Here is a 22,466-nt window from a genome sequence, read left to right as displayed (position 1 = left end):
CCTTCATCGCGGAGCATCATAACGCTCAAGCGCTGCTCCCTGAGGCCTTAACACCAACTGCCAGAGCTGCAAGGCTCTGGCACGAAATGCCCCGGCGCACTGCAACAAATAATAGCGCCACATACGAAAGAACATTTCATCATAGTGTTTCTCAGGATAGTGCTTTCGTAAATCCGGCCATTGTTGTACAAAGTTGTCATGCCAGGCCATTAGGGTTTTGTCATAGTCCGGCCCCAGGTTCTGCCAGTCTTCCATCACCCAGAAACCCTCCATCGCATGGGTCATTTGCGTTTGTGAGGGAATCTTTCCGTTGGGAAATATGTACTTCTGTATCCAGGGATCGGTATCGCAGTGGGTCATATTCGTGCCAATGGTATGCAGTAAAAACAGCCCATTTTTGTTCAACAGCCTGTGAGACTGTTTCATGTAGGTTTGATAATTTTTCAATCCAACATGCTCGAACATGCCTACTGATACCAAGCGATCAAACTTGCCAATCAGCGAACGGTAATCCTGGAGCAGGATCGTAACAGGCAATCCTTTACACCTCTCCTGCGCCAGCTGCTGTTGCTCTTTTGATATGGTAAGCCCGGTCACTTCTACGCCATAGTTCTCTGCAGCGTATCGAGCCAGTCCACCCCACCCACAACCAATATCCAGCAGGGTTTGTCCGGGCTCCAACTGTAACTTGCGACAAATCAGATCCAGCTTGTTTTCCTGAGCCTGAGCCAGGTCTTCAGCCTTTTTCCAGTAGCCACAGCTGTATTGCATGTGGGGATCGAGCATACGCTCGAACAGTTCATTACCCGTATCGTAATGCCGCTCCCCTACCTGAAAGGCTCTGTTTCTGGATTGCTGATTAAGTACATGACTGACGATCCAGTTCATGATGTGCTGGCCGGTTGTGAGCGACTCATGATTCTGTTCTTTCAACAATAATCGAAAAAACAGTTCATCCAGTTCCTGACAGTCCCACCAGTGTTCCATGTAACTCTCACCCAGACCCAGAGAGCGCTCCCGTCTGACACGCGATACCAGTTTTGGGTTATGGACCCGTATATCCCAGGATCGATCACCGTTCAGCCTAACGCCTGCCTTATTCAGCCAGGCCTCAATAATACCCGTTCGATGTTCGGGCTGAGAAAGACTGTCTTCAAGAGTGTCATCTGAGGATGAAGTGCCGATGTCCACAGGCATAATGTTAACCTCGGAATTACCGGAGAAAAGCTCTATGAAAAAAAGCAGTAAATTTGATCCTCGGCAAGTCTTGATGACTGTAATCGTTTACATACTCTGAAAAGGATTCATTCTCTACCGACAAAGGTAAAATTAAATTAATAGTTAATAACGGAAATGCCGAGGATTCCTCTCCATAGATCCACCATGAGCGAAAGAAACAATATTTCATGGCAATCCAGAGGAATAACGCTGATTAAACGGCCATTCTCGAATAAAGCATTTAAAGACAACGATTAGAGATTTTAAATCCGGAACTATGATGAAGCGCCTGACCCTGATGCTGGCCATAGCCGTTCTAAGTGGCTGTGCGACACAAAATAATGAACACGTTTCTGTTGCTCCCCAGGTGGTTGAACAGAAAGCAGTGATGCAGCTGGAAGAAGTACCTTTCGCCAAAATCCCGGTTTATGAAAAAACCATTCGAATTGAACGTTCAATAACTAAAACAACAGAAAGGGTTTCATTGAATGGACAGCCCACACCGGTGGCAGGCTGGAAACTCCCTGACTACGGTGTTTATCGCTTCAAGCTGGAAAGTCTGGTTACACGAACAGATTTTGGTACCCGGGCTGAAGCTTTCATGCCCGAAGTATGGCTGCTGGATAAACACTTCACCCCGCTTCAGAAATCACCTGTAGAACGCATGGTTTATTCCGAACAAAGCATGCTGTCCAGGGAAGCTTTGTCCCAGGAATTCATTATTGATAATCGTAAGGAAAAGCCATCCCAGCCGGCTTACCTTGCCCTCCTGACCACTGAAGAAGCCCGCCAATACTCGGTAAAAGTCGCCAACGTTGATGAAGAGTACGCCCGAATAAGAGCCCGCACAGCACCTCCCACGCCACCAGTGTTTGCCGTTGCTGCAGACAAGGGTACCTTGAGACTGGAAGTCACCCCTCTGATCAGTCACTCACGTTTGAAGACAGAAAAGAAGGTTGAACGTCCGGACTATGTGCCAGCCACACCGGAGCAGGTCAAACCACGAGTTTCTCAAGTTACTTTATCCGTAACAGAAAGCTATCTGACAGAAGTCAAAGCAGCAGTTGAACGGGCTGATATCAAGACTGCTCTGGGATTAAGAGAAAATGCTCGCCAGCTCCACGCTCTTTTGCAACAGCAGTTTTCCGACACTTATGGCCAACCTGCAAAAGCCATAAACGTTCCCCGTAAAACACAGGCAACCTCAGCAAAAGACAAATTAAATGATCAATTTGAGCGACAGCTGGCACTGGAAATGAAGCGGGAAGACGCTCAGGCGGCTTTGGCGATCATTGATAAAGCCGGAGCTCTGTCTCGTTACATTGACAAGCTTTTCTAAAAAACATCAGTTTTCAAACGGTCCCGACAGACTCATATCACGAGACTCAGGGACCGTTTATTTGTTTCCATGGTTAATGCCCAAGCCATTGAAAATGCCTCTTCATTTAATAACCTTTTGTCGTTTAGATCCTATTTATTTTTAAATCATATTAATCTTTATTTTTAGAACATTATAAAAAAAAGACTCTCTTGATAAAAATTGTTGCCCACATCATTATTGCCTTCCCATTCTGCCGCTATTATTGAATAAGTTTTTTCATTACTGCTTGGCTAAAGCAGACTAAAGTTTCTCTTTCATCGCAGACAGCTATCAAGCTGGCATGTCTGTAAAATTTGAATCTTCATCCTCAACCGATCATTAAACACAGGTAATGGAATCGCCACCAGGAGGCTGACTGGAAAATGCCTCATGCCCGGTTGCGAATGAAGGTTGCCCTACAGAAAGCGCCTGCGGATTATTCCCAACGCTTTCATCTGAACAGCCAAATTGATCGGGAGCCGTTGACTGATGATCAAATTACTGGGTACTCCACTTGGCAAAGCCGTAGCTGCTGCAGCTATTTCACTGGGGGCTGCCTTCAGTCCATTCCAGGCCTATTCCTTTCAGGATGATGAACTGGTGATCTGGGTAGGTGGTGACAAGGCCTACAGCGGTATCCGGGAAGTGGGGAAGGAATTTGAAGAAGATACGGGAATCAAGGTCAAGGTCGAAATTCCGGAAAACATTACCGATCGTTTTCAGCAAGCGGCTGCTTCAGGCAGTGGTCCGGACATTCTGTTCTGGGCTCACGACCGATACGGTGAATGGGTCAAGAGTGGACTCCTCTCACCGGTAAACCCTACACCGGATTTCAAAAGCAAGATTGATAATCTGGGTTGGGACGCCATGACGGTTAACGGTAAGACTTATGGTTATCCGATTTCCATGGAAGCGATCAGTCTGATCTATAACAAGGATATTTTGCCCGTCCCCCCCAGCTCCTTTGAAGAAATGTTCCCCCTGAAAGACAAGCTGGCTAAACGTAAAGAGGGCAAAGTGACCACCATTATGTGGGATCAGATTCAACCCTACTTCACCATGCCGATGCTGGCCGCAGACGGTGGTTATGTGTTCAAGAAAACACCCACCGGTTATGACGTAAAGAATACCGGGGTTAACAATGCTGGCGCCATGGCCGGTGCAAAAATGCTGACAGAACTCATCGATAAAGGGGTTCTGCCCAGAGGGGTAGACTACGGTGTCATGGAATCCAGTTTTAATAATGGAAAGTCAGCCATGATGATCACGGGTCCCTGGGCCTGGTCCAATCTGGACAAAAGTAAGATCAAGGGTAAAAAACTGAATTATGGTGTTGCCCCTCTGCCCAGTATTAATGGCCAACGCTCTAAAGCCTTTGTGGGTGTCTGGGGTGCAACCCTCAACAGCGCCAGTCCTAACAAATCCCTGTCCAAGGAATTTCTGGAAAACTATCTGCTAACAGAAGATGGCCTGCGCACCATGAACGGTGATGTCCCTCTGGGAGCTGTTGCTAACAAGGCCTACATGAAAGAACTGGAAAAAGACCCTCGCATTAAAGCCACCTATGACAATGCCGTCAGTGGACTCCTGATGCCCAATGTCCCGGAAATGGGCAAATTCTGGTCCGCCATGGAGTCAGCACTGCTGAATATTACATCCGGAAGACAGGATTATAAGAGCGCGCTTAATGACGCAGCCAAGCGGATTGTCAACTAGGCTGTCTACCGGGAAGAGCATTTTGTTCAGGCTTGAGAGTGTAGCCCATTATATTTTTTCTCTCATGACTGTTTACCGTTGAAAACGCAGCTATAGCAGGATTTTCTGCCCTCTTTATTCGAAAGAGCTGAATTCGAAAGAGCTGACGGCAAATTCTGCTAATAGCTGCAGCGGCTGACCCAGGCAAAACGGTGTTCAATACTCTGTCAGCTGACAGTCGTCTTTCTCTCAACAGTTTGCAGCAAAATGCAACTAACGACGCCTATCGTGCCTTGTTCTCCAAATCAGTTAATGTGAATACCATCTGCCCCGGGAGGCAAATTTATGGAGGCTGATCAGAAAACCCAAAGCCCATTGACCTGGCTGGTATGGGGATTAATTGGACTGATTGACCTGATATTGCTCTACGGCGTGACCTTGATGTACGCCCAGGAAGAAATCGCCTTTGCTCTGATGATTCTATTGATTGTCTGCACTGGTACCTGGGTATTCATCAGCAACAAGGGTTACAACTACCGATATGTTTTCCCTGCTCTTCTGGGAGTTTCCCTTTTTATTGTTTTCCCACTCATCTATACGGTTAATGTCGCTTTTACCAATTACAGCTCCAGTAATTTGTTACCACTGGAGCGCGTTAAACTTCACCATCTGAGGAAAACGTATAAAACGGAAGGTGAGTCATACAATTTCAAGGTTTATCAACAAGGTACCGATTACCGTGTTTTGTTTATCAATGATCAGGTAGCCAATAAGCACCTGGTAAGCGACCCATTCAACGAGATTTCCATTCCAGCTCCTCTGAAAACTGATTTTTCAGCGACTCTTCCGGAAGGTAAAGAGTTACCGTTCAAAGACACAATAAAGCTTCGACAGACGCTCAAAAAGCTAATTGTAGAGCTGCCTGACAACAGCGAACTGTCGATGACCAGTCTGAGAAAATTTGGCCCCATGTCAAAGGTTTATCAGGATATAGGTCACGACACGCTGGAAGATGTTCGCAATGGCAATCGACTGAAACCCAACCATGAAACAGGTTACTACATTGAGATACCGGAAGGTCAGCCTGATTCCGCCGGAAAGCAGATAGGTCCCGGCTTTGTCGTTTATAACGGCTGGGACAATTTTGTACGGGTGATCAACGATCCGGGGATTCAAGGTCCGTTTCTGCAGATTTTTATCTGGACCCTTTTCTTTGCCGGGCTGTCGGTATTTTTTACCATGGTCGTAGGATTGCTGATGGCCTGTCTGGTTCAATGGGAACCCCTGAAAGGCAATGGCGTCTATCGACTGCTATTGATTCTGCCCTATGCGGTTCCTGCCTTTATATCTATTCTGATCTTCAGGGGCCTGTTCAATCAGAACTTTGGCGAGATCAATATGTTGTTGAACCTGCTCTTTGGCGTTCAGCCTGAATGGTTCAGCAATGAGTCTCTGGCAAAAACAATGGTGCTGATCGTCAATACATGGCTGGGTTACCCTTACATGATGATTCTGACTATTGGCTTGTTGAAATCGATTCCAGATGACCTTTACGAAGCTTCAGCCATTGACGGCGCCTCGCCCATCCAGAACTTTTTCAACATCACTTTACCCATGATCATCAAGCCACTAACGCCTCTGTTGATTGCCAGCTTTGCTTTCAATTTCAACAACCTGGTGTTAATTGCCCTGCTGACCGACGGTGCTCCCAATATCATTGGCGCCAGCACCCCAGCCGGAGCCACCGACATACTGGTGAGCTACACCTTCCGGATCGCGTTTGGTCAGTATGGTCAGGATTACGGTCTGGCCTCTGCAATAGCGACCTTTATCTTCGTCATGGTGGGCATCATAGCCTGGGTGAACCTGAAAGCGACTAAACGGGTACTGGAGTGAACAACTATGATGGTGCAGCCTAGAAACCTTAAATACCGGGTATGGACAGCCAGAATCTTTATGATCCTGTTTCTCTGTCTGATCATGTTTCCTTTTTTGATGATCATCTCGGTGTCTTTTCGCTCCGGTAATTTTGCCACCGGAGACCTGATTCCCAGTAACCCCAGTTTGGAACATTGGTATCTGGCTTTTGGTATTCCCTGGGAAAATGCTGATGGCTCCATGACTCAGCCTCCTTTCCCGGTTCTCCTCTGGTTATGGAATTCCATAAAAGTGGCTTTTATTTCCACAGTGCTGATTCTTCTGCTCTCAACAACAGGGGCCTATGCCTTTGCCAGATTAAGATTTCGCTTCAAGGAATCCATGCTGACCGCCATGATGATTCTGCAGATGTTTCCTGCAGTACTGGCTCTGGTCGCCATTTACTCTCTGTTTGACCAGATAGGGAGTTATGTCCCCTGGTTGGGTCTGGACAGTCTGGGTTCGGTAACGGTCGCCTATCTGGGTGGTCTCGCCCTGCATATCTGGCTGATCAAGGGATACTTCGAAACGATTGATCAATCTCTGGAAGAAGCAGCCGCCATTGACGGGGCCACGCCCTGGCAGGCGTTTCGCTTTGTATTGCTACCGCTTTCAACGCCGATTCTGGCCGTGGTGTTTATTTTGGCTTTTATTACCAGCATTGCCGAATACCCGGTGGCCTCGGTGCTGTTACAAAGCATGGATAATCTGACGCTGGCGGTTGGCTCCAGACAATACCTGAATCCACAGAATTATCTCTGGGGTGACTTTGCTGCGGCTGCCGTTCTGTCAGGCCTGCCTATCTCCATTATTTTCCTGTTGTGCCAGCGCTGGATAGTCGGCGGTCTGACATCAGGTGGAGTAAAAGGTTAGCGGCTGACTGGCTTATATCTGATTGCTTACGCAGAACTGTATAGATAGGGAGGTTGGCAGAGAATAGGCAGCTTGGCCTAAAGCTTGGAAAGAGCCTCAAGGTTGACCACTGGATTTGATTAGTAGCCCGCTATGCGTACAAATCCAGTGATCAGTCTGACTCGCTCTACCGGGCTTTTTGCTCGAGTACTGTCCTCAGTCAACCTCCGGGATAGCGAATGAGAAAACGGAAAACCCTATGGCTGAAGTTAAGCTTGTCAATGTTTCCAAAAGCTACGACCAGGGCAAAACCTGGACCCTGAAGAACATCAACCTGAACATTGCAGAAGGCGAGTTTATAGCGTTTATCGGGCCTTCCGGCTGCGGTAAAACCACTCTGCTTCGTATGGTTTGTGGTTTGGAAGACATTTCTGAAGGTGAAATGTACATTGCTGGAGAGCAGGTCAATAACTGGCCTCCCAACGAGCGCAGGGTGGGTATGGTCTTTCAATCCTATGCGCTCTACCCCCATATGACCGTTGCTGAAAATATGGCTTTTGGCCTGAAGCTGGCCAAAGCCGACAAGTCACTGATTAACAGCCGGGTCGAAGAAGCTGCTCGTATCCTGCAATTGGAAGCGTTGCTGGAGAGAAAGCCAAAAGCCATGTCCGGCGGTCAACGACAAAGGGTGGCTATTGGACGTTCCATTGTGCAGCAACCCAGGGTCTTTTTATTTGACGAACCGTTATCCAACCTGGATGTGGCTTTACGGGTTCAGATGCGCCAGGAAATTGCCCGAATTCACAACCGCCTGCAAACCACTTCTATCTACGTTACCCATGATCAGGTAGAGGCTATGACCCTGGCGGATCATATTGTCGTCCTTAGCCCTCTGGCACCTGAGGCAGAAAGTAATCTGGAGCAGGTTGGCAAGCCTCTGGAGCTTTACCATCACCCTGCCAATCTGTTTGTTGCCGGCTTTATTGGTTCTCCAAAAATGAATTTCTTTGATGGTTTTATTGAAGAAACCAACAGTAACGAAACACGGATTAAGTTGACCACTGGAGAAATACTCAGGGCTAATGTTGACAGCCAGGGAGCTAATAAGGGAGATCGGGTTGTGCTTGGCATTCGTCCAGAAGACGCTCTTGCAGAAACAGATAATGGTAATGCGGTTGAAGCCAAGGTTGAAACACTCGAGCGACTGGGCGCCGAATCCTACATATACATGAGTCACGACACTATTCGGGAGAATTTTATTGTCCGGGTAGAAGACTCAAGAAAACGGGAAATGGGCAGCAAAATGAAGATTGAACTCCCGATCCAGCTCTGCCACCTGTTCAATGCTGAAGGCAAAGCTTTTCATCGTACCCAGGCTCCAGCCTACGACTTATAAGAGAAACCGTTATGTCTGATCCTAACCTGATTGAGCAGCTGGCGGGACACTGTGGCGTCTCAGGAAAATACAGTGACTGGGCAGGCGAGCCCGTCAGTGTTCCTACTGAGTACAAATTACCGATTCTCAGCGCTATGGGGTTAAACGTTGAGTCTGACAATACAATCAAACAGGCCATAAACGACATTGAACAACAAAGATGGCAGCAACTGCTGCATCCAGTATCGGTCTTTACACAGGGACAGCCCCTCCTGATCAGCCTGCATCTTGAAGATCAACAGCTAGGCAACCCGTTCAAGGGGGAAATTACTTTGGAAACCGGTGGCCAGCATTTCCTCTCGCTGAATACCGGAGATATGCCGGTAGAAGCCAGTCGTACTTTTGAGGGAAAAACCTACCATCACCTCATGTTCAAACTGCCTGATGATTTGCCTCTGGGTTACCATCAGCTTTCTCTGCAAAATGAAAAGACTGAGAGCCACTCACTGATTATTGTGGCACCTGAGACATGTTATGAACCTGAAAAATTGGGAAGCGGCAACAAGATCTGGGGCAGCGCTACTCAACTGTATACCCTCAGAACGGATTCTGACTGGGGCATGGGGGATTTCTCAAGCTTGAGTCAATTAGCCACTCAGCTCGCTGAACAGGGCGCAGATATTGTAGGCCTGAATCCCATTCACGCTCTTTACCCTGCAAACCCTCTTCACTCCAGCCCATATAGCCCTTCGAGCCGAACATTTATTAACCCACTGTATATCGATGTCACCGCTGTCCCGGATTTCAGCGAATGCGAAGACGCTCAGAAACGTTTTGAAGATCCTGAGTTCAAAGGTCAACTTCATCAGGCAAGAGAAGAAGAATATGTTGACTACAGTCTGGTGGCATGGTTGAAGTTTGGTTTTCTTAATACTCTGTTTGATCACTTTTATCAGCATCATCTGCTGACCGAAAGCACTCGTGGTATAGCCTTCCGAAATTTCTGCGAAAACCGTGGCCCTTCTCTGGAACGGCATGCGCTCTATGAAACCATTTATGAACACTACAAAAACCTGGACATCAACAACTGGGGATGGCCTTGCTGGGAATCACTGTTCCAGGATCCCCAATCCAATGCGGTAAAAGAGTTTGCCAGCCACAATCAGAAACGAATCCAATATTATATGTACCTGCAATGGCTAGCTGAAGATCAGCTGACCAAGGCCCAGGAAGCAGCCATTGAAGCCGGAATGTTAGTCGGAATCTATCGAGACCTGGCAGTAGGCGTAGACAGTGGCAGCTCGGATGTCTGGAGTAATCGCAGCCTGTACTGCCTGGAAGCAGGTGTGGGCGCACCACCCGACGGGGTCGCTCCCCAGGGTCAGAATTGGGGTTTGCCCCCCTTTAACCCTCAGGTACTCAGAGCTCAACAATACCAACCCTTTATTGAAATGGTTCAGGCTAATATGAGCCATTGTGGCGCTTTGAGAATCGATCATGTCATGGGGCTGTTAAGGCTCTGGTGGTGCCCCAAGGGAAAAACCGCTGACTATGGGGCCTATGTCTATTATCCCCTGGACGATTTTCTGGGCATTATCAAACTGGAAAGTCATCGTCGTCAGTGCCTGGTATTTGGCGAAGACCTTGGAACCGTTCCACCTGAAATCGAAGAGGCTCTGCCTCCTGCCCTTTTCTACTCCAATGAGGTCGTTCTGTTTGAATGTTTGGGCAATCACTTTACCCCGCCTCAGAATTATAAACCCATGGCTCTGACCTGCATCAGCAACCATGACATCCCACCTCTTAAAGCCTGGTGGAACTGCATCGACCTTGACCTGCGTTTACAACTGGGTATTTATGATCACAACAAAGCTCAACAGGAAAAAGATGCCCGGCATAGAGAGAAACTGGCCCTTCTGAAGACACTTTCTGAGATTGGCGAACATCCATCGGGTATGAATACCGATGAGATATCGACAATGGGCTACTCCAGGGAGTTGATGGAAAAAGCTCATTACTACCTGGCTAAAACGGCCTCAAAAATAACCGTTATTCAATTAGAAGAGGTTTTACAGATAGAGTCTCCCGTCAATATTCCAGGAACCAGTGAGGAGTATCCTAATTGGCGCAGGAAACTAACGGATACGCTCGAGAATATTTTTTCTGACCCAGATAATCGGTCGTTTTTTAATAACCTGGGCGTAATTAGAAGAGACTCTGTATAAAAATAATCAACTCATAATTATATACAGCTCTTATTGAGCCCAGTGTTTATAACTGGGCTCAATAACTACTTCAACTTACTTATTAAACAACTGATCCACTTCGTCCTGAATCCCCTTAATTTGATCGACGGCCTGTAACGCAGCGGCCCCCTGACCCGATTTCAGGTGATCAGCCACTTGTTCCTGATAGTGGTATAACACTTTTCCGGCATAGCCATCTTTTCCATCCGCCGCTTTGGGCCTGCTCAATTGATCTGCAGGTTTACCATACTGGCTGACAAAGTAGCCTTCTGTGGCTCTGACAATTCCCCTCAATTCAGATCTTGCATCCAGGGCTTTGGAGATACTTCCTGACTTTAAGCCTTCATTCACAGCATCAACATAGTGTTGCCGTACTTCTTTTGAGAAGCCATCCTCTTTAGCAGGCAAAGCGTTTGGAAGTACAAGGGCGGTAGCTGCTACAGGAGCAACCGGTACTGAAGCAAAAGCTATATCTGAACTTTTGATACTGATGGCCAAGTGCCCATTATTCCCGTGATCGGCAACAGGATCCGGAATAGGAGGAGCCACAACGCCATAAGCTTTGGCGTACTCCTTGGCTTCATTGATCAAAGTGGTTTTACCCTTCCTTAGATCATCTGTCGTGTATATGAGCATGCAAACCGCCTGCTCACTGGATCGTCTGTCATTATCAATAATAAATTGAGCTTCAATACCTTCCGGGGTCGAAAAGCCCGGCTTTTTATACTTGATCTGACTTTTGGGTACGTGGGCTATGACGTTGTGCGACTTGTCCAGCAAAGCAATTTCTGGGTAGAACAGCTGCTCCTGATTGCCAACCTTGACGGCATAACTGTGTATGGCCACTTTATGAACCCCTGTTTCAGGCAATTTGAATGCAAGAACCGGTGTCTCACCCGATGACTGCTTCAGCCTTGAGGTAAATTCATTCACCACCACACGAGCATTCTTTTTGTCAGCTGGATACCTCAATGGCTGACATTTAATGTTTTTAACAGAGTTATACACCTTACCTTCTGACTCTGGTTGAGCGACTACTTCCTCCTGAGTGTTGAAATGAGAGCAACCCGCCAATGTTAAAACAGGAGCCAGAATACAAATAGACAGAAACTGCTGTTTTACCCTGAAAAATATTTTTCTTCGCTTATGGCTGTTTACCCCATCAGAAAAAAAACGCCTCTCATTGAATTGCCACAATTTATGGCCACTCTCAGTGTCAACTGTTGCGATACCTCTCAGTAAACTCATCATCTGTACACCTGAATTCACAGTAAATTTAAAATTGCAGCATTTTTTCACGCTCAGTAACAGTAGTGCTGCAGGTGCTCTGGGAGCCTGTCAGCAAACATAGTCGTAATTTGCTTCGACCGGATAAAATAACTGTATTCTGTCTGCTTTTTTCTTCTTTACTTTGCTGATTACGAATCTCTGGTCTAGGTTTTGTACGGGTATACCGAAAGCATAATTCTCAAAGTCATTCGGGTTATTTACTCAAACAGCCATGAGCCAAAAATGCAGCTCACCGGAATGCCGGACCACCCGAAGCATGAAAATGACTACGGGACCTTAGAGAGCTGTATTTTCATGGTAAAAAACCAGAATCCACTCTGCCAACCGTGAGTTCTGGGCAATTGTCGTACATCACACAAGGTAAATCGCAATGATTCGGATACAGAGTTCTCTGTCTGCTCTGAGTCGCAGTATTGGAGTTATTTCTCTCGCTTCCCTCCCCACACTGGCACTCGCTTTTGAAGACGCCAGTGTCGATTTTCATGGCTATGCCCGTTCAGGTATAGGCCGTTCAGCGGAAGGGGGAGATCAGGCTTGCTTCAAAGCTGCGGGAGCGCCTGCCAAATACCGACTGGGTAATGAGTGTGAGACCTACACAGAACTGAAGCTCGGTGCGGAACTGGCTGATGATAATGATACGTCGTTCAGACTGGAAACCAATATTGCCTACAAGGTTTTCCAGAATAATGACTGGGAAATGCCAGGAACTGGCAATAATTACTTTGGCAACAATGAATTCGCTCTAAGGGAAGTCAACCTGCAGGCTAGGAATATCTTTAAGGCTTTGCCTGGCTCAATGCTCTGGGTCGGAAAACGCTTTTACCAAAGACATGATGTTCACATGAATGACTGGTACTACTGGGATGTTTCAGGACCCGGAGCCGGCATTCAGGATATTGACGTAGGCATAGGCAAGTTTGATGTAGCCTGGCTCAGGAATACACCCAATGTTGGCTATTACGAAAACGATACTCCTGCCAGCCTAAAAACCGAGGAAGTTGAAACCGATATCGTAGATCTCCGTCTAAAGGATATCGCTCTAATGGACAACCTGAGCCTTGAATTGGGTATTGACTACGGCAAGGGCAACCCTCCAGACAAAGCAAACTACAAAAAGTTTGTAGATCAGGATGGATGGATGCTCACTGGTGAACTGACTTTGGCGATCTTGGGTGGATTCAACAAATTTGCCCTCCAATATGCTAACGATGCAATGACAGGTCCCGGAGTCGGATCAACTGGTCGATTCATGAATACTTCTGACTGGTATAAAAGCAACAAGATGTACAGGATTCTTGATCACGGGTCTTTTTCTTTAACGGATCGTCTGGACATCATGTATGTTGCAGCCTGGACTCAAGTAGAGTACGACAAGAAAGCTCAAAATCTTGACTCTTCTCTCCCAAGCAAAAGGACATGGATGACCGCTGGTGTCAGACCTATATGGAAGTGGAGTGAGCTGACAAGTACTGCATTTGAGCTGGGTTGGGATAAAGTAGAAAATGCCTATTACTCATCTACCAATATTGCTGGTCAAAATCACTTTGACAGTCAGCTAGTGAAATTCACCGTTGCGCAACAGTTCCATCCTAAATTTGGAGCCTTCGTCAGGCCGGTTATCAGAGTGTTTGCCACTTTTGCTGACTGGAAAGCCATCGATAATCCACTGTGCAAAACCAATGACACTACCAGGAAGGAGTGCAGTGCAGCAGGTCTGGAATATTTCGATACAGGCACCTCTGCAGAACAAATTATGAGAACCTTCGGCAAAGATGCCAGCGGCTGGACATACGGTGTCCAGTTTGAAGCCTGGTGGTAAGATCGTAGCGTTCATGTTCAATAGAAAAAAGGGGCGGGTTTTATACCGCCCTTTTTTATTGATTGTTTTTTGACCAATTGTCTACAGTTTGTAATTTTCCTGACGTTTGAGCAATCGCCCAAAGGTTAGCCCCAGACTTATCCACAGTCTATGGGGATACTTTTAAAAGACAACTGACTTCAGTAATTGCCAGAATAGTTTAAATAAGCAGCGGCCCCTGTTAAGCCGGGATGTTCAGATAAGATCAACGAAGTAGGTATGCCAGACATATAGTCTTTCATCTTGTCTCTTCTCTCAAAAGCCTTCCGGAAAGTCCCTTTTGCAAATAACTTTTTCACTCGCGGTATGATTCCACCCGCAATATAGACGCCCCCCCTGGCCCCCAGAATCAATGCTGCATTCCCTGCAGTGTTGCCCAGAATCTCAAAGAAGTGATCCAGCACTTCATAAGCCAGAGAATCATGTTCTTCCAGGGCCTGACCTGTAATATCCGCCGCCTGCAGTCTGTCCATTCGGCCATCCAGGCTGGAGTGGGCCTCATAAAGCAATTCCAGACCAGAGCCTGATAAAATCCTTTCTACTCCCAGCAAGCCTCCGACTTCTTTTCGCATAAATCGCCAGACACTGATATCTCTTTCGGAGGTAGGCGCAAAGTCAGCATTCCCACCTTCTCCAGGCAGAGCTTTCCAACCCACAGGCGTTTCGATCAGCCCACACACCCCTAAGCCGGTACCAGGACCTATGACCAGTTTGACCGCATCAGGATCAACCTCCAGTTCAGGCCCGACGGACATCAGTTCATCTGAGGAAAGATGAGGGACCGCCAGAGCCTGTGCAGCAAAATCATTGATCAACCCCATCACTTCCAGATCAAAATCTCGTTTGAACTGCCGCTGATCAATCTTCCAATGGCTGTTGGTAAACTTTACTTTGCCATCCATTACAGGACCAGCCACCGCCAGACAAGTCCTGGCAATGGTTTCGACCCCCTGACTTTTCAGGTAGACCCTGACCGCCTCTTCGAGGTCAGGGTAGTCAATGCTCGACATTCTCTGAATGCCTTCCAGAACCAGACTATCAGGATTCACCAGGGCAAAACGGGCATTGGTACCACCAATATCCCCTACCAGAGATCGCAACGCTTTAGTCATCAGAAACACCCAAGCTAAAAGGAAACCCGGGAGCCTGGCCGAGAACAGCGCTCGAGGATCAAGTTCAGTCGATCGAGTCAGCTTTTTCTCTGTCAGCCTCCTATAGGCTTCATGACAAGTGTGGATGTCAGTATTATAATCCCGCGCCCGGAATCCTGACCTGTTAAAAGCAGGTTCGGAGAGACATCTGCACAGCCTTACGCGATTGGAAAGAGCTTCGTGCGTTTGGGCCAGCAGGTTTTTTATCAAATTTCCGTAACACAAGGCACTCGGACTCCCGCTATGACAGTTGCTTCAGAAAACTCATCCAGTGGCTCGTCGTCGGCTAATGGCTTTGATGATCGCTTTGGAGGAAGCCGCCGACTCTATGGCAGCGATGCAGTAGACAAACTGAGACAATCCCACGTCTGCGTCATAGGTATTGGCGGAGTGGGTTCCTGGGCAGCAGAAGCCCTGGCTAGAACTGGTGTTGGTACAATTACCCTGATCGATCTGGATGATGTTTGTGTCACCAATATCAATCGTCAGCTCCATGCCACTACCGAAACGATTGGTCAGTCCAAGTGTGAAGTCATGGCCAACCGCGTTCGATCTATTAATCCTGAATGCCAGTGCCATGTCATCGAAGATTTTATTACCGCCGATAATCTGTCAGAACTGATCAGTCAGGACTTTGATTATGTGTTGGATGCCATTGACAGTTTCAGGGTCAAAGCCGCGTTGATTAATCACTGTAAAAGAAACAAGATACCGGTCATCACTACAGGCGGCGCGGGTGGTCAGATGGATCCCACCCAAATCCAGATTACAGATCTGACTAAAACCTGGCATGACCCTCTGGCACGAAAAGTGAAAAGCCACCTGAAAGATTTTCATGGCTTTACCAAAAACAGCAAACGAAAATTTGGTGTGGACTGTGTTTTTTCTTCAGAACAGGCCGTTTACCCTCAACCCGATGGCACCGTTTGCCAGCAGAAACCTTCTGGTCTGGGCTCCACAAAAATGGATTGCGCCAGTGGCTTTGGTGCCTCGACGGTTGTAACTGCGACTTTTGGTTTTGTGGCGGTTTCACGGATTATTAAAAAGCTCACTGAATCCGCGCCCAGATAGGAATCCGTAATTTTACAGAGCAGAACAACACCGCTGAAAGAGTGAATTCATTGCTTCATGGCCATCTCTAAATGGCGACGGACATGCTCAACCAGGCCTAGCTGATCATCAAAGGCCGGTTGCGCAAATCCGGGCAAGTATTTTTCGACGCATTCTGTTTTTGATATTTTTTGTTCCAGAGCCGTTTCCAGTAAGTCATCCACTGCTTTGGGGTGAATGATCCAGTTGACCGTTTTGTCCCTTCGTACATGCCCTTTCATCACCCATTCCAGTTTGCCCTGGTAACTGGATACCGCTTTTTTCAGCGCTTCAGTCAATTTTGGCTGGTCGCCCTTAAAGCGAAAGCAGGTGTATGGAGGTGCTTCTGAATTCCAGTCTGTTTCAAACTGATCCAGACTCATTGGAATTTCAGCCGTTTTACATACTTCTGGGTAGCGAGACTCATATTTTCTCCATTCTGTTTCTGCATAGTTTTCGATCAAAGCCAATAACTCAAACCCCTCTTTCGCACTGTATTTTGATGTCATTACTGAAGTCCTCTTGGATTATCCGAGATAGTCACCCCTTCAGGGTTCATTTTCTTGATATGCTTCTCCCAATCACCTTTGGGAATAGGGTGTGGGGTAAGTCTGGGGTCATAAATATAGCGACCATCAGTATAAATCTGATGATAGTACTGATCTGCTTTTTTCTTATTATTCTCATAAACCGTCAACTGCCCCCTCTGCTTGGGTCTGACTTCCAATATTTTACCTTTATCGCCAGCCAGTCTTAAAAAGTCCTCTGCAAACTCTGAGCAATCTATGTTGTCAAGTACTTTGCCACTCTCGATGTTGGCTTTCATTTCATCCACCAGACGCTGATTGGGCGGGAAATCCGGGTGAACTAGCCTGACGGGCTTATCCAGTCCATATAATCTAAAGGAATAGTCCGCTGCTGCTTTATCCGCTGGATGGATTGCTGGTGGTGGTTCTGGCTTAAAGCCTTCAACACGAGGCTCTATTTTCTCTTTCTTGATAACCACCCGTTTTATGCGTGGGCCTTCTGGGTATTCACTGTTGGTCGCCTGTCCTGAAACCTTGCTGACTTCAGGTTGCTTCAACCTCACACGGCTGGCTATTTTGGCACCGGCCTTTGCAATAACCCCACCGCTTCCTACAGCCAGAAGGTCGATTGCATAGCCGTTTTTATCCCAGAAGGTCATGGGCTCTGTCAGGCTGTCTGGGCTCAGCGTATTTTTAATAGCCTCGGCTTCGCCACCCTGCCCCAATATATGGTTGATACCGTCGTCCAGTTGCCTGGCTGCTACGGCCATACCTCCGAACAGGATACCGCCCCCTCCGGCTGCACAACCAACACCGCCTGAAATAACGCAGGCCAATCCGGTAAATGCCGCCGTGCCAATGGCAGTTACATAACTGGCCGCAATCCGGGCCACACCCGCTGAAGTACCGGCTTCCCACTGGTCTCCCAGGTTATCCCATTCGGTGTATTTGAACAGTCCGGTTGTTTGCAGCTGCCAGATTGCATCGAGACATTCACGGCCAATGTGCTCCAATTGAACCAGATGGGTTTTTAGCTCATGATCCGGGTGCACTCCGGCTGAGCATCGGGTCAGGTAACAGGCTGCTGCCGACAGTTCAAACCGATCTTTTGGGTTGGCTGTTTTGGCCATCTGGTGTCGGTATACTTCTGGCTCCTTTGAGTGCAGCTGGCGATTATATAGATGCTGGCTCTGCCCAATATCGGCTCCCAGCTCTGCTGCATCATCCACGAGCTCTGCCGTAATGGCGGCTGTTGCTGTGCTTACCACCGACAGTACTTTTGCGTGCAGGTCTTCCTTTTCCTGTGAATCCATTGAGAATGTCTCTTCACAGCCGGGTTCCCAGCATTCGTCGTAGTCGAACAGATCTACCACGAATTGGCTCATGACTTCTGCTGTGGCAGAGGCAGCGGCCCCGGCCAGCGGTTTGCCGTCTTTCAGCTGACCAATGATGGCTCCGGCTGCAGCCGTGGTCAGAACTTTTTCCGGACTTCCATCCTCCCAATTCTGCTCCTGGGCGTAATCTCCCACGGCATGGAACAGTTGAGCCTGTAGAAAGTTCCAACCTTCATGGCTGAGACTGTCTTTCAGATTCTGCCCCAGTTCACCCCCTTTGATCATCTGCGTGGCCGCAGTGCGGGCCACCATTCTTGTGCCTGCGTTGTGAATTCTTATTGGTAAAGGCGCGAAGGGAGATTGAAGGTAGGCTGCATCAAAGGTACCGGCCAGGCCTCCTGTGACCACGTCTACCCCGATCGTTTTAAGACTGTCCGATGAGAAAAGGTCGTTCAAAACCGCTTCAAAGTTGCCGCCGTGGTTGGCAATACTGACAGCGCTGCGAGCCACTATGGAGGAAAAGGCGGCGTTCGCCATATTAGAAGCCACAAGGCCGCTTGAAGCTGGCAGGAATGAGGCACCTGCACCATAGGTCGCTACAGTCGCAGCCATTCCCAAGACAATGGCAGTTACTGGAGATAAGCCGGATTGCTTATGCCTGTGCTCCTGGTAGATTCGTTCGATGGTCTCAAAGTGGATTCGATTTTCTTGTATTATTTTCATCCAGCCCAGATCTGGGTAGGCGGTCATCAGGCTTGCCAGGGCTTCTTCAACAGACTGCCCTGGATAGGCCCCGATCTGGGCCTCTACTTTTTGAACATTGAGAGATATATGAGGGGCATCAAGGCGCGTTGGGTTATCGTCACTCCATTCCCTGATGCTGACTTTATGGCTTTGCCTGAGCCCCCCTTTTCGAGTTGTCTCATCCTGAATGTGATGATGATCTCTGGCCGCAGCGGCCTGCCAGTACTCGACATCAAAAGTAATTTTATTGGCCTTGAGCAAGGCGCCTTCTGTGAACAACGTCCTGCTACCAATCCTGATTTCTTCCGCCGCTTTCAGTGTGCTGGGACTGGCTTTTATATGCCTTTCGAAATGCACCGACTCCCGCTTGCTGAAAGTCCCTCGCTTTTGATTGTGGTTGCTCCATGCCTGAGTGTTGTGAGTTGCAGCCAGAACCAAAGCTAGCGTATTGATCTCAATACTACCCTCTGTAGCATCAAGATCGAGGTGTTTGCTCACTACCGAGCGACCGGATTCTATGCTGATCGCTGGAGCTGTTAGTTTCACGTTCTCCAGGATAACGTCAGTATCTACCTCTATTGAATAGGGTTCAGGACTATCAATTTCCATATTGCGAACTTCAAAATCACCTCCCGTCACCCGGCTCCCAGAAAAAACCGTAGGCTTTCCATTGATTTTTCGGAGTACAATAGTGCCACCTCTGTAGGTGGTACAGTGTTCGCCATTGTGATCACAGATGCTGAAAGCCTGACTGGTGTTTAAGAAAAATATCAGAACAAGCAGATAAAGGTGTCGATTCTTGAACCATTTTATTTTTGGTTTCATATTGACAGTTCGTTTCATAACGATTAAACACAGTTAACAAAAAGCCTTTAGGCTTTTATACTCAAGAGCTATTTAAAATAGCTTTAACGGTTAATTTGTCTATTTCGAAACCATAAACATTGGCAAAGTAAGTCTTACTTGAAATCGAACCTGTTTTTTCAAACCCAGAATTAAACATCCTGAATCAACAAGAACCCCATGCTAATAAACACGATGACACGACTGTTTCCATTATGGGCTGTTATTTTTTCAGGGCTGGCTTATTCGTTTCCTGACGGTTTTGATCATCTCGGCTATCTGATTGCTCCCGGCCTCAGTTTGATCATGCTGTTTATGGGGCTGACCTTATCTGTGAGCGACTTCGCACAGATCAAAAACCGTTTACCCGCGTTATCTGCAGGTGTACTCCTGCAATTTGGTATTATGCCTTTTGCCGGATTGTTCATTGCGCAACTTCTGAACCTGCCAGTCGAACTCACTGTAGGCATGATTCTGGCTGGCAGTGTAGCCGGGGGAACAGCGTCTAATGTGCTCTGCTATCTGGCCAAAGGGGATGTCGCTCTCTCCATCTCAATGACCGCAACCTCAACCTTGATAGGGGCATTTGCCACCCCTTTGTTGATCAGTCTTCTGGCTCATCAGTATATTGAAGTAGATCCATTGGCCATGATGTGGGGCCTGGCAAAAATTGTAATCTTCCCTGTCGCACTGGGGGTTCTGATCAATCATTTCTGTCACCGAATCGTGCAGAAATTGAATCCCATATTCCCACTCTGTTCTATGGCCACCATCATTCTGGTCATTGCCGTCGTGGTTGCTTCGAATGCTCAGGACCTGCCAGCAATAGGATTGATCACCATTCTGGCTGTGGCCCTGCATAACGGCACTGGCCTGAGCCTGGGTTATCTATCGGCGCACGTTCTGGGCTTTGACCGGAAAACGTGTAAGACCGTAGCCATTGAAGTCGGTATGCAGAACTCCGGTCTGGCCGCAGTCCTCGCCACCCAGTTCTTTACGCCTGAAGCCGCCTTGCCAGCAACTTTCTTCAGTATCTGGCACAACATCACAGGCTCGGCTCTTGCCACCTGGTGGGCGCGTAATGACTCAGTTACTCAAATCTGTGAGCAAGAGACCTGATCTCTTCTACGATCGCTCTGAGTCCATTACCCCGTGATGGGCTTAGATGATTGTAGAGATCCAGCTTTGAAAACCAATCATCAATATCAAAACGACTTATGTCTTGTGGTGTTCGACCATTAAAGACGGATAGAACCAGAGCAATCAGCCCTCTGATGACTCGCGCATCTGAATCAACAGCAAAATACAATCTCATGGTCTGTTCATCATAAAAGTGATGCAGCCAGACGGTACTTTCACAACCATGCAACCTGGACTCTTCCGTTCTCATTGTTTCAGGCAGGGAAGGTAGTTTTTTCCCAAGCAGCATAATGTGTCGATATTTGTCCTGCCAACTTCTAGAAGCAGTCACTTGGTCAAAGATTCGATCTTGAGAAAACTCCGAAGCATGTTCACCTTCAAGCTGGTTAAAGAATGCTGAATGACCTTCAACTTCTTTACTGTCTTGAGAGGCATAAAACTCCCCCTTCACAATGCTGCTGAGCGCTGCCAGGAAAATATCGACATCATCAAGGGTGTTATAGACAGAGAAAGAAGCTCTGACCGTTCCCGACAATCCAAGATGTTCCATCAAGGGCATTGTGCAATGGTGTCCGGTTCTAACGGCAATTCCCTGCTGATCCAGCAAAAGACCGATATCCTGATTGTGAATGCCTTCAACCACAAATGAAACGACAGATACCTTATGTTTGGCTTCACCCACCAATGTGACCCCGGGTAAATTTTTAAGGCCTTCTTCCGCTCTTTGTCTCAGCTTGTCTTCATGATCGGCTACCTGCTTCATGTCCAAAGCTCTTACAAATCGGATAGCCTCCCTGAGTCCAATCACACCTGAGACATTGGGAGTACCGGCTTCAAACTTGAAAGGTAACTCATTAAACGTGGTGCCACTGAAGCTGACCTGCCGAATCATTTCCCCACCCGTCTGCCAGGGAGGCATGGCTTCCAGTAACGCTTTTTTCCCATACAAAACACCAATACCTGTTGGGCCAAAAACTTTATGTCCGGAAAAAGCATAGAAATCACAATTCAGCTTCTGCACATCCACGGTAGAGTGAGCCACTGCCTGCGCTCCATCCACCAGCACGACAGCACCTTTGGCTTTAGCCTCAGCGATGAGTGTTTCAACAGGATTGACGGTTCCGATCGCATTGGAGACATGGGCAATAGTAAGAAGCCGGGTTTTATCCGACAGCAGATTACGAAAGCTGTTGAGATCGAGCTCCCCTTGCTCAGTGACCTCAATGACTTTGATCACAGCCCCGGTCTGTTCGGCTACCATCTGCCAGGGCACGATATTGGCATGATGCTCCATGGCTGAGAGCAGAATTTCATCCCCCGCCTTCAACTGACTTCTTCCCCAGCTTTGAGCCACCAGGTTCAGTGCTTCTGTTGCCCCCCGGGTCCAGATGATTTCATCGGAACTGGCGGCATTCAGAAAATGTCGGACTTCTTCCCTTGCTTCTTCGAATGCATGAGTAGAACGGGCACTGAGATAATGGGATGCACGATGGACATTGGCATTGGCTTCCCGGTAAAAACCATTGATGGCATCAATAACCGGTAAAGGCTTTTGAGTAGTAGCCGCATTATCCAGATACACCAATGGGTGGCCGTGAGCATGCTGTTCCAGAATGGGAAACTGCTTTTTCAGGTTCATAAGAGCCTTTCCTGATCCGATTCAGGCATTTTACTGAGAACAGACAAGAGATAAAGATTTTTGAAGGGCTGGAGGGCTGGAGGGCTGGAGGGCTGGAGGGCTGGAGGGCTGGAGGGCTGGAGGGCTGGAGGGCTGGAGGGCTGGAGGGCTGGAGGGCTGGAGGGCTGGAGGGCTGGAGGGCTGGAGGG

15 protein-coding genes are annotated in these 22,466 nt (G+C 47.8%); 9 read left to right on the top strand and 6 right to left on the bottom strand.

Going from position 1 to position 22,466, the window contains the following annotated elements; genetic code table 11:
- Positions 1 to 3: 3 nt before the first annotated feature.
- Positions 4 to 1,197, bottom strand: a complete 1,194-nt coding sequence (gene cfa / locus ACR2PX_RS12175) for a cyclopropane fatty acyl phospholipid synthase (RefSeq protein ID WP_433999625.1) — start codon at positions 1,195 to 1,197, stop codon at positions 4 to 6.
- Positions 1,198 to 1,498: 301 nt separating this feature from the next.
- Between cfa and ACR2PX_RS12170 the strand changes: the two genes are divergently transcribed.
- From ACR2PX_RS12170 to malQ, 6 genes are all read left to right on the top strand, one after another.
- Positions 1,499 to 2,557 (top strand): MalM family protein, encoded by a 1,059-nt coding sequence (locus ACR2PX_RS12170; RefSeq protein ID WP_433999624.1) that lies wholly within the window; start codon positions 1,499 to 1,501, stop codon positions 2,555 to 2,557.
- 510 nt (positions 2,558 to 3,067) lie between these two features.
- Positions 3,068 to 4,294 carry a maltose/maltodextrin ABC transporter substrate-binding protein MalE gene (gene malE / locus ACR2PX_RS12165; RefSeq protein ID WP_433999623.1) on the top strand — a complete coding sequence of 409 codons (1,227 nt, stop codon included), beginning with the start codon at positions 3,068 to 3,070 and terminating at the stop codon, positions 4,292 to 4,294.
- Between the two features lie 324 nt (positions 4,295 to 4,618).
- Entirely contained in the window at positions 4,619 to 6,169 is a 1,551-nt protein-coding gene (malF, locus tag ACR2PX_RS12160; RefSeq protein ID WP_433999622.1) for a maltose ABC transporter permease MalF, read from the top strand.
- A gap of 6 nt (positions 6,170 to 6,175) precedes the next feature.
- The gene (malG, locus tag ACR2PX_RS12155) at positions 6,176 to 7,063 is read left to right on the top strand and encodes a maltose ABC transporter permease MalG (protein ID WP_433999621.1); all 888 of its coding nucleotides are present in this window, start codon (positions 6,176 to 6,178) and stop codon (positions 7,061 to 7,063) included.
- 238 nt (positions 7,064 to 7,301) lie between these two features.
- Positions 7,302 to 8,438, top strand: a complete 1,137-nt coding sequence (locus ACR2PX_RS12150) for an ABC transporter ATP-binding protein (RefSeq protein ID WP_433999620.1) — start codon at positions 7,302 to 7,304, stop codon at positions 8,436 to 8,438.
- An 11-nt stretch (positions 8,439 to 8,449) separates the two neighbouring features.
- On the top strand, positions 8,450 to 10,642 hold the full coding sequence (malQ, locus tag ACR2PX_RS12145; protein WP_433999619.1) for a 4-alpha-glucanotransferase: 2,193 nt from the start codon (positions 8,450 to 8,452) through the stop codon (positions 10,640 to 10,642).
- Positions 10,643 to 10,717: 75 nt separating this feature from the next.
- Here malQ and ACR2PX_RS12140 read toward each other — a convergent pair whose 3' ends face one another.
- On the bottom strand, positions 10,718 to 11,914 hold the full coding sequence (locus tag ACR2PX_RS12140) for a MalM family protein (RefSeq protein ID WP_433999618.1): 1,197 nt from the start codon (positions 11,912 to 11,914) through the stop codon (positions 10,718 to 10,720).
- A gap of 409 nt (positions 11,915 to 12,323) precedes the next feature.
- On the opposite strand from ACR2PX_RS12140, the gene lamB reads away from it, so the two are divergent.
- Positions 12,324 to 13,772 carry a maltoporin LamB gene (gene lamB, locus ACR2PX_RS12135; protein ID WP_433999617.1) on the top strand — a complete coding sequence of 483 codons (1,449 nt, stop codon included), beginning with the start codon at positions 12,324 to 12,326 and terminating at the stop codon, positions 13,770 to 13,772.
- Positions 13,773 to 13,951: 179 nt separating this feature from the next.
- Here the strand turns inward: lamB and glk are convergent, their stop codons facing one another.
- Positions 13,952 to 14,923 carry a glucokinase gene (gene glk / locus ACR2PX_RS12130; RefSeq protein WP_433999616.1) on the bottom strand — a complete coding sequence of 324 codons (972 nt, stop codon included), beginning with the start codon at positions 14,921 to 14,923 and terminating at the stop codon, positions 13,952 to 13,954.
- A gap of 282 nt (positions 14,924 to 15,205) precedes the next feature.
- On the opposite strand from glk, the gene tcdA reads away from it, so the two are divergent.
- Positions 15,206 to 16,033 (top strand): tRNA cyclic N6-threonylcarbamoyladenosine(37) synthase TcdA, encoded by an 828-nt coding sequence (gene tcdA / locus ACR2PX_RS12125; RefSeq protein ID WP_433999615.1) that lies wholly within the window; start codon positions 15,206 to 15,208, stop codon positions 16,031 to 16,033.
- A gap of 47 nt (positions 16,034 to 16,080) precedes the next feature.
- Here the strand turns inward: tcdA and ACR2PX_RS12120 are convergent, their stop codons facing one another.
- Together ACR2PX_RS12120 and ACR2PX_RS12115 are read right to left on the bottom strand one after the other, a co-directional pair.
- On the bottom strand, positions 16,081 to 16,560 hold the full coding sequence (locus ACR2PX_RS12120; protein WP_433999614.1) for a hypothetical protein: 480 nt from the start codon (positions 16,558 to 16,560) through the stop codon (positions 16,081 to 16,083).
- Positions 16,560 to 19,481, bottom strand: coding sequence for a DUF637 domain-containing protein (locus tag ACR2PX_RS12115; protein ID WP_433999613.1), 2,922 nt, complete (start codon positions 19,479 to 19,481; stop codon positions 16,560 to 16,562). The genes ACR2PX_RS12120 and ACR2PX_RS12115 overlap by 1 nt, the downstream gene beginning before the upstream one ends.
- Before the next feature lie 198 nt (positions 19,482 to 19,679).
- Here ACR2PX_RS12115 and ACR2PX_RS12110 point away from each other — a divergent pair, with 198 nt between their 5' ends.
- Positions 19,680 to 20,618 (top strand): bile acid:sodium symporter family protein, encoded by a 939-nt coding sequence (locus ACR2PX_RS12110; protein WP_433999612.1) that lies wholly within the window; start codon positions 19,680 to 19,682, stop codon positions 20,616 to 20,618.
- On the opposite strand, the gene ACR2PX_RS12105 is transcribed toward ACR2PX_RS12110, so the two are convergent.
- A complete protein-coding gene (locus ACR2PX_RS12105) occupies positions 20,590 to 22,278 on the bottom strand; it encodes a SufS family cysteine desulfurase (RefSeq protein WP_433999611.1) in 1,689 nt (562 codons plus the stop codon). The two genes, ACR2PX_RS12110 and ACR2PX_RS12105, sit on opposite strands and share 29 nt — an antisense overlap.
- Positions 22,279 to 22,466: the final 188 nt, after the last annotated feature.

This window comes from Endozoicomonas sp. (assembly GCF_051008435.1).
Classification (GTDB): Bacteria; Pseudomonadota; Gammaproteobacteria; order Pseudomonadales; family Endozoicomonadaceae; genus Endozoicomonas_A.
Note: the sequence above shows the minus strand (reverse complement) of the source record. Positions and strands in the feature narration are given on the sequence as shown.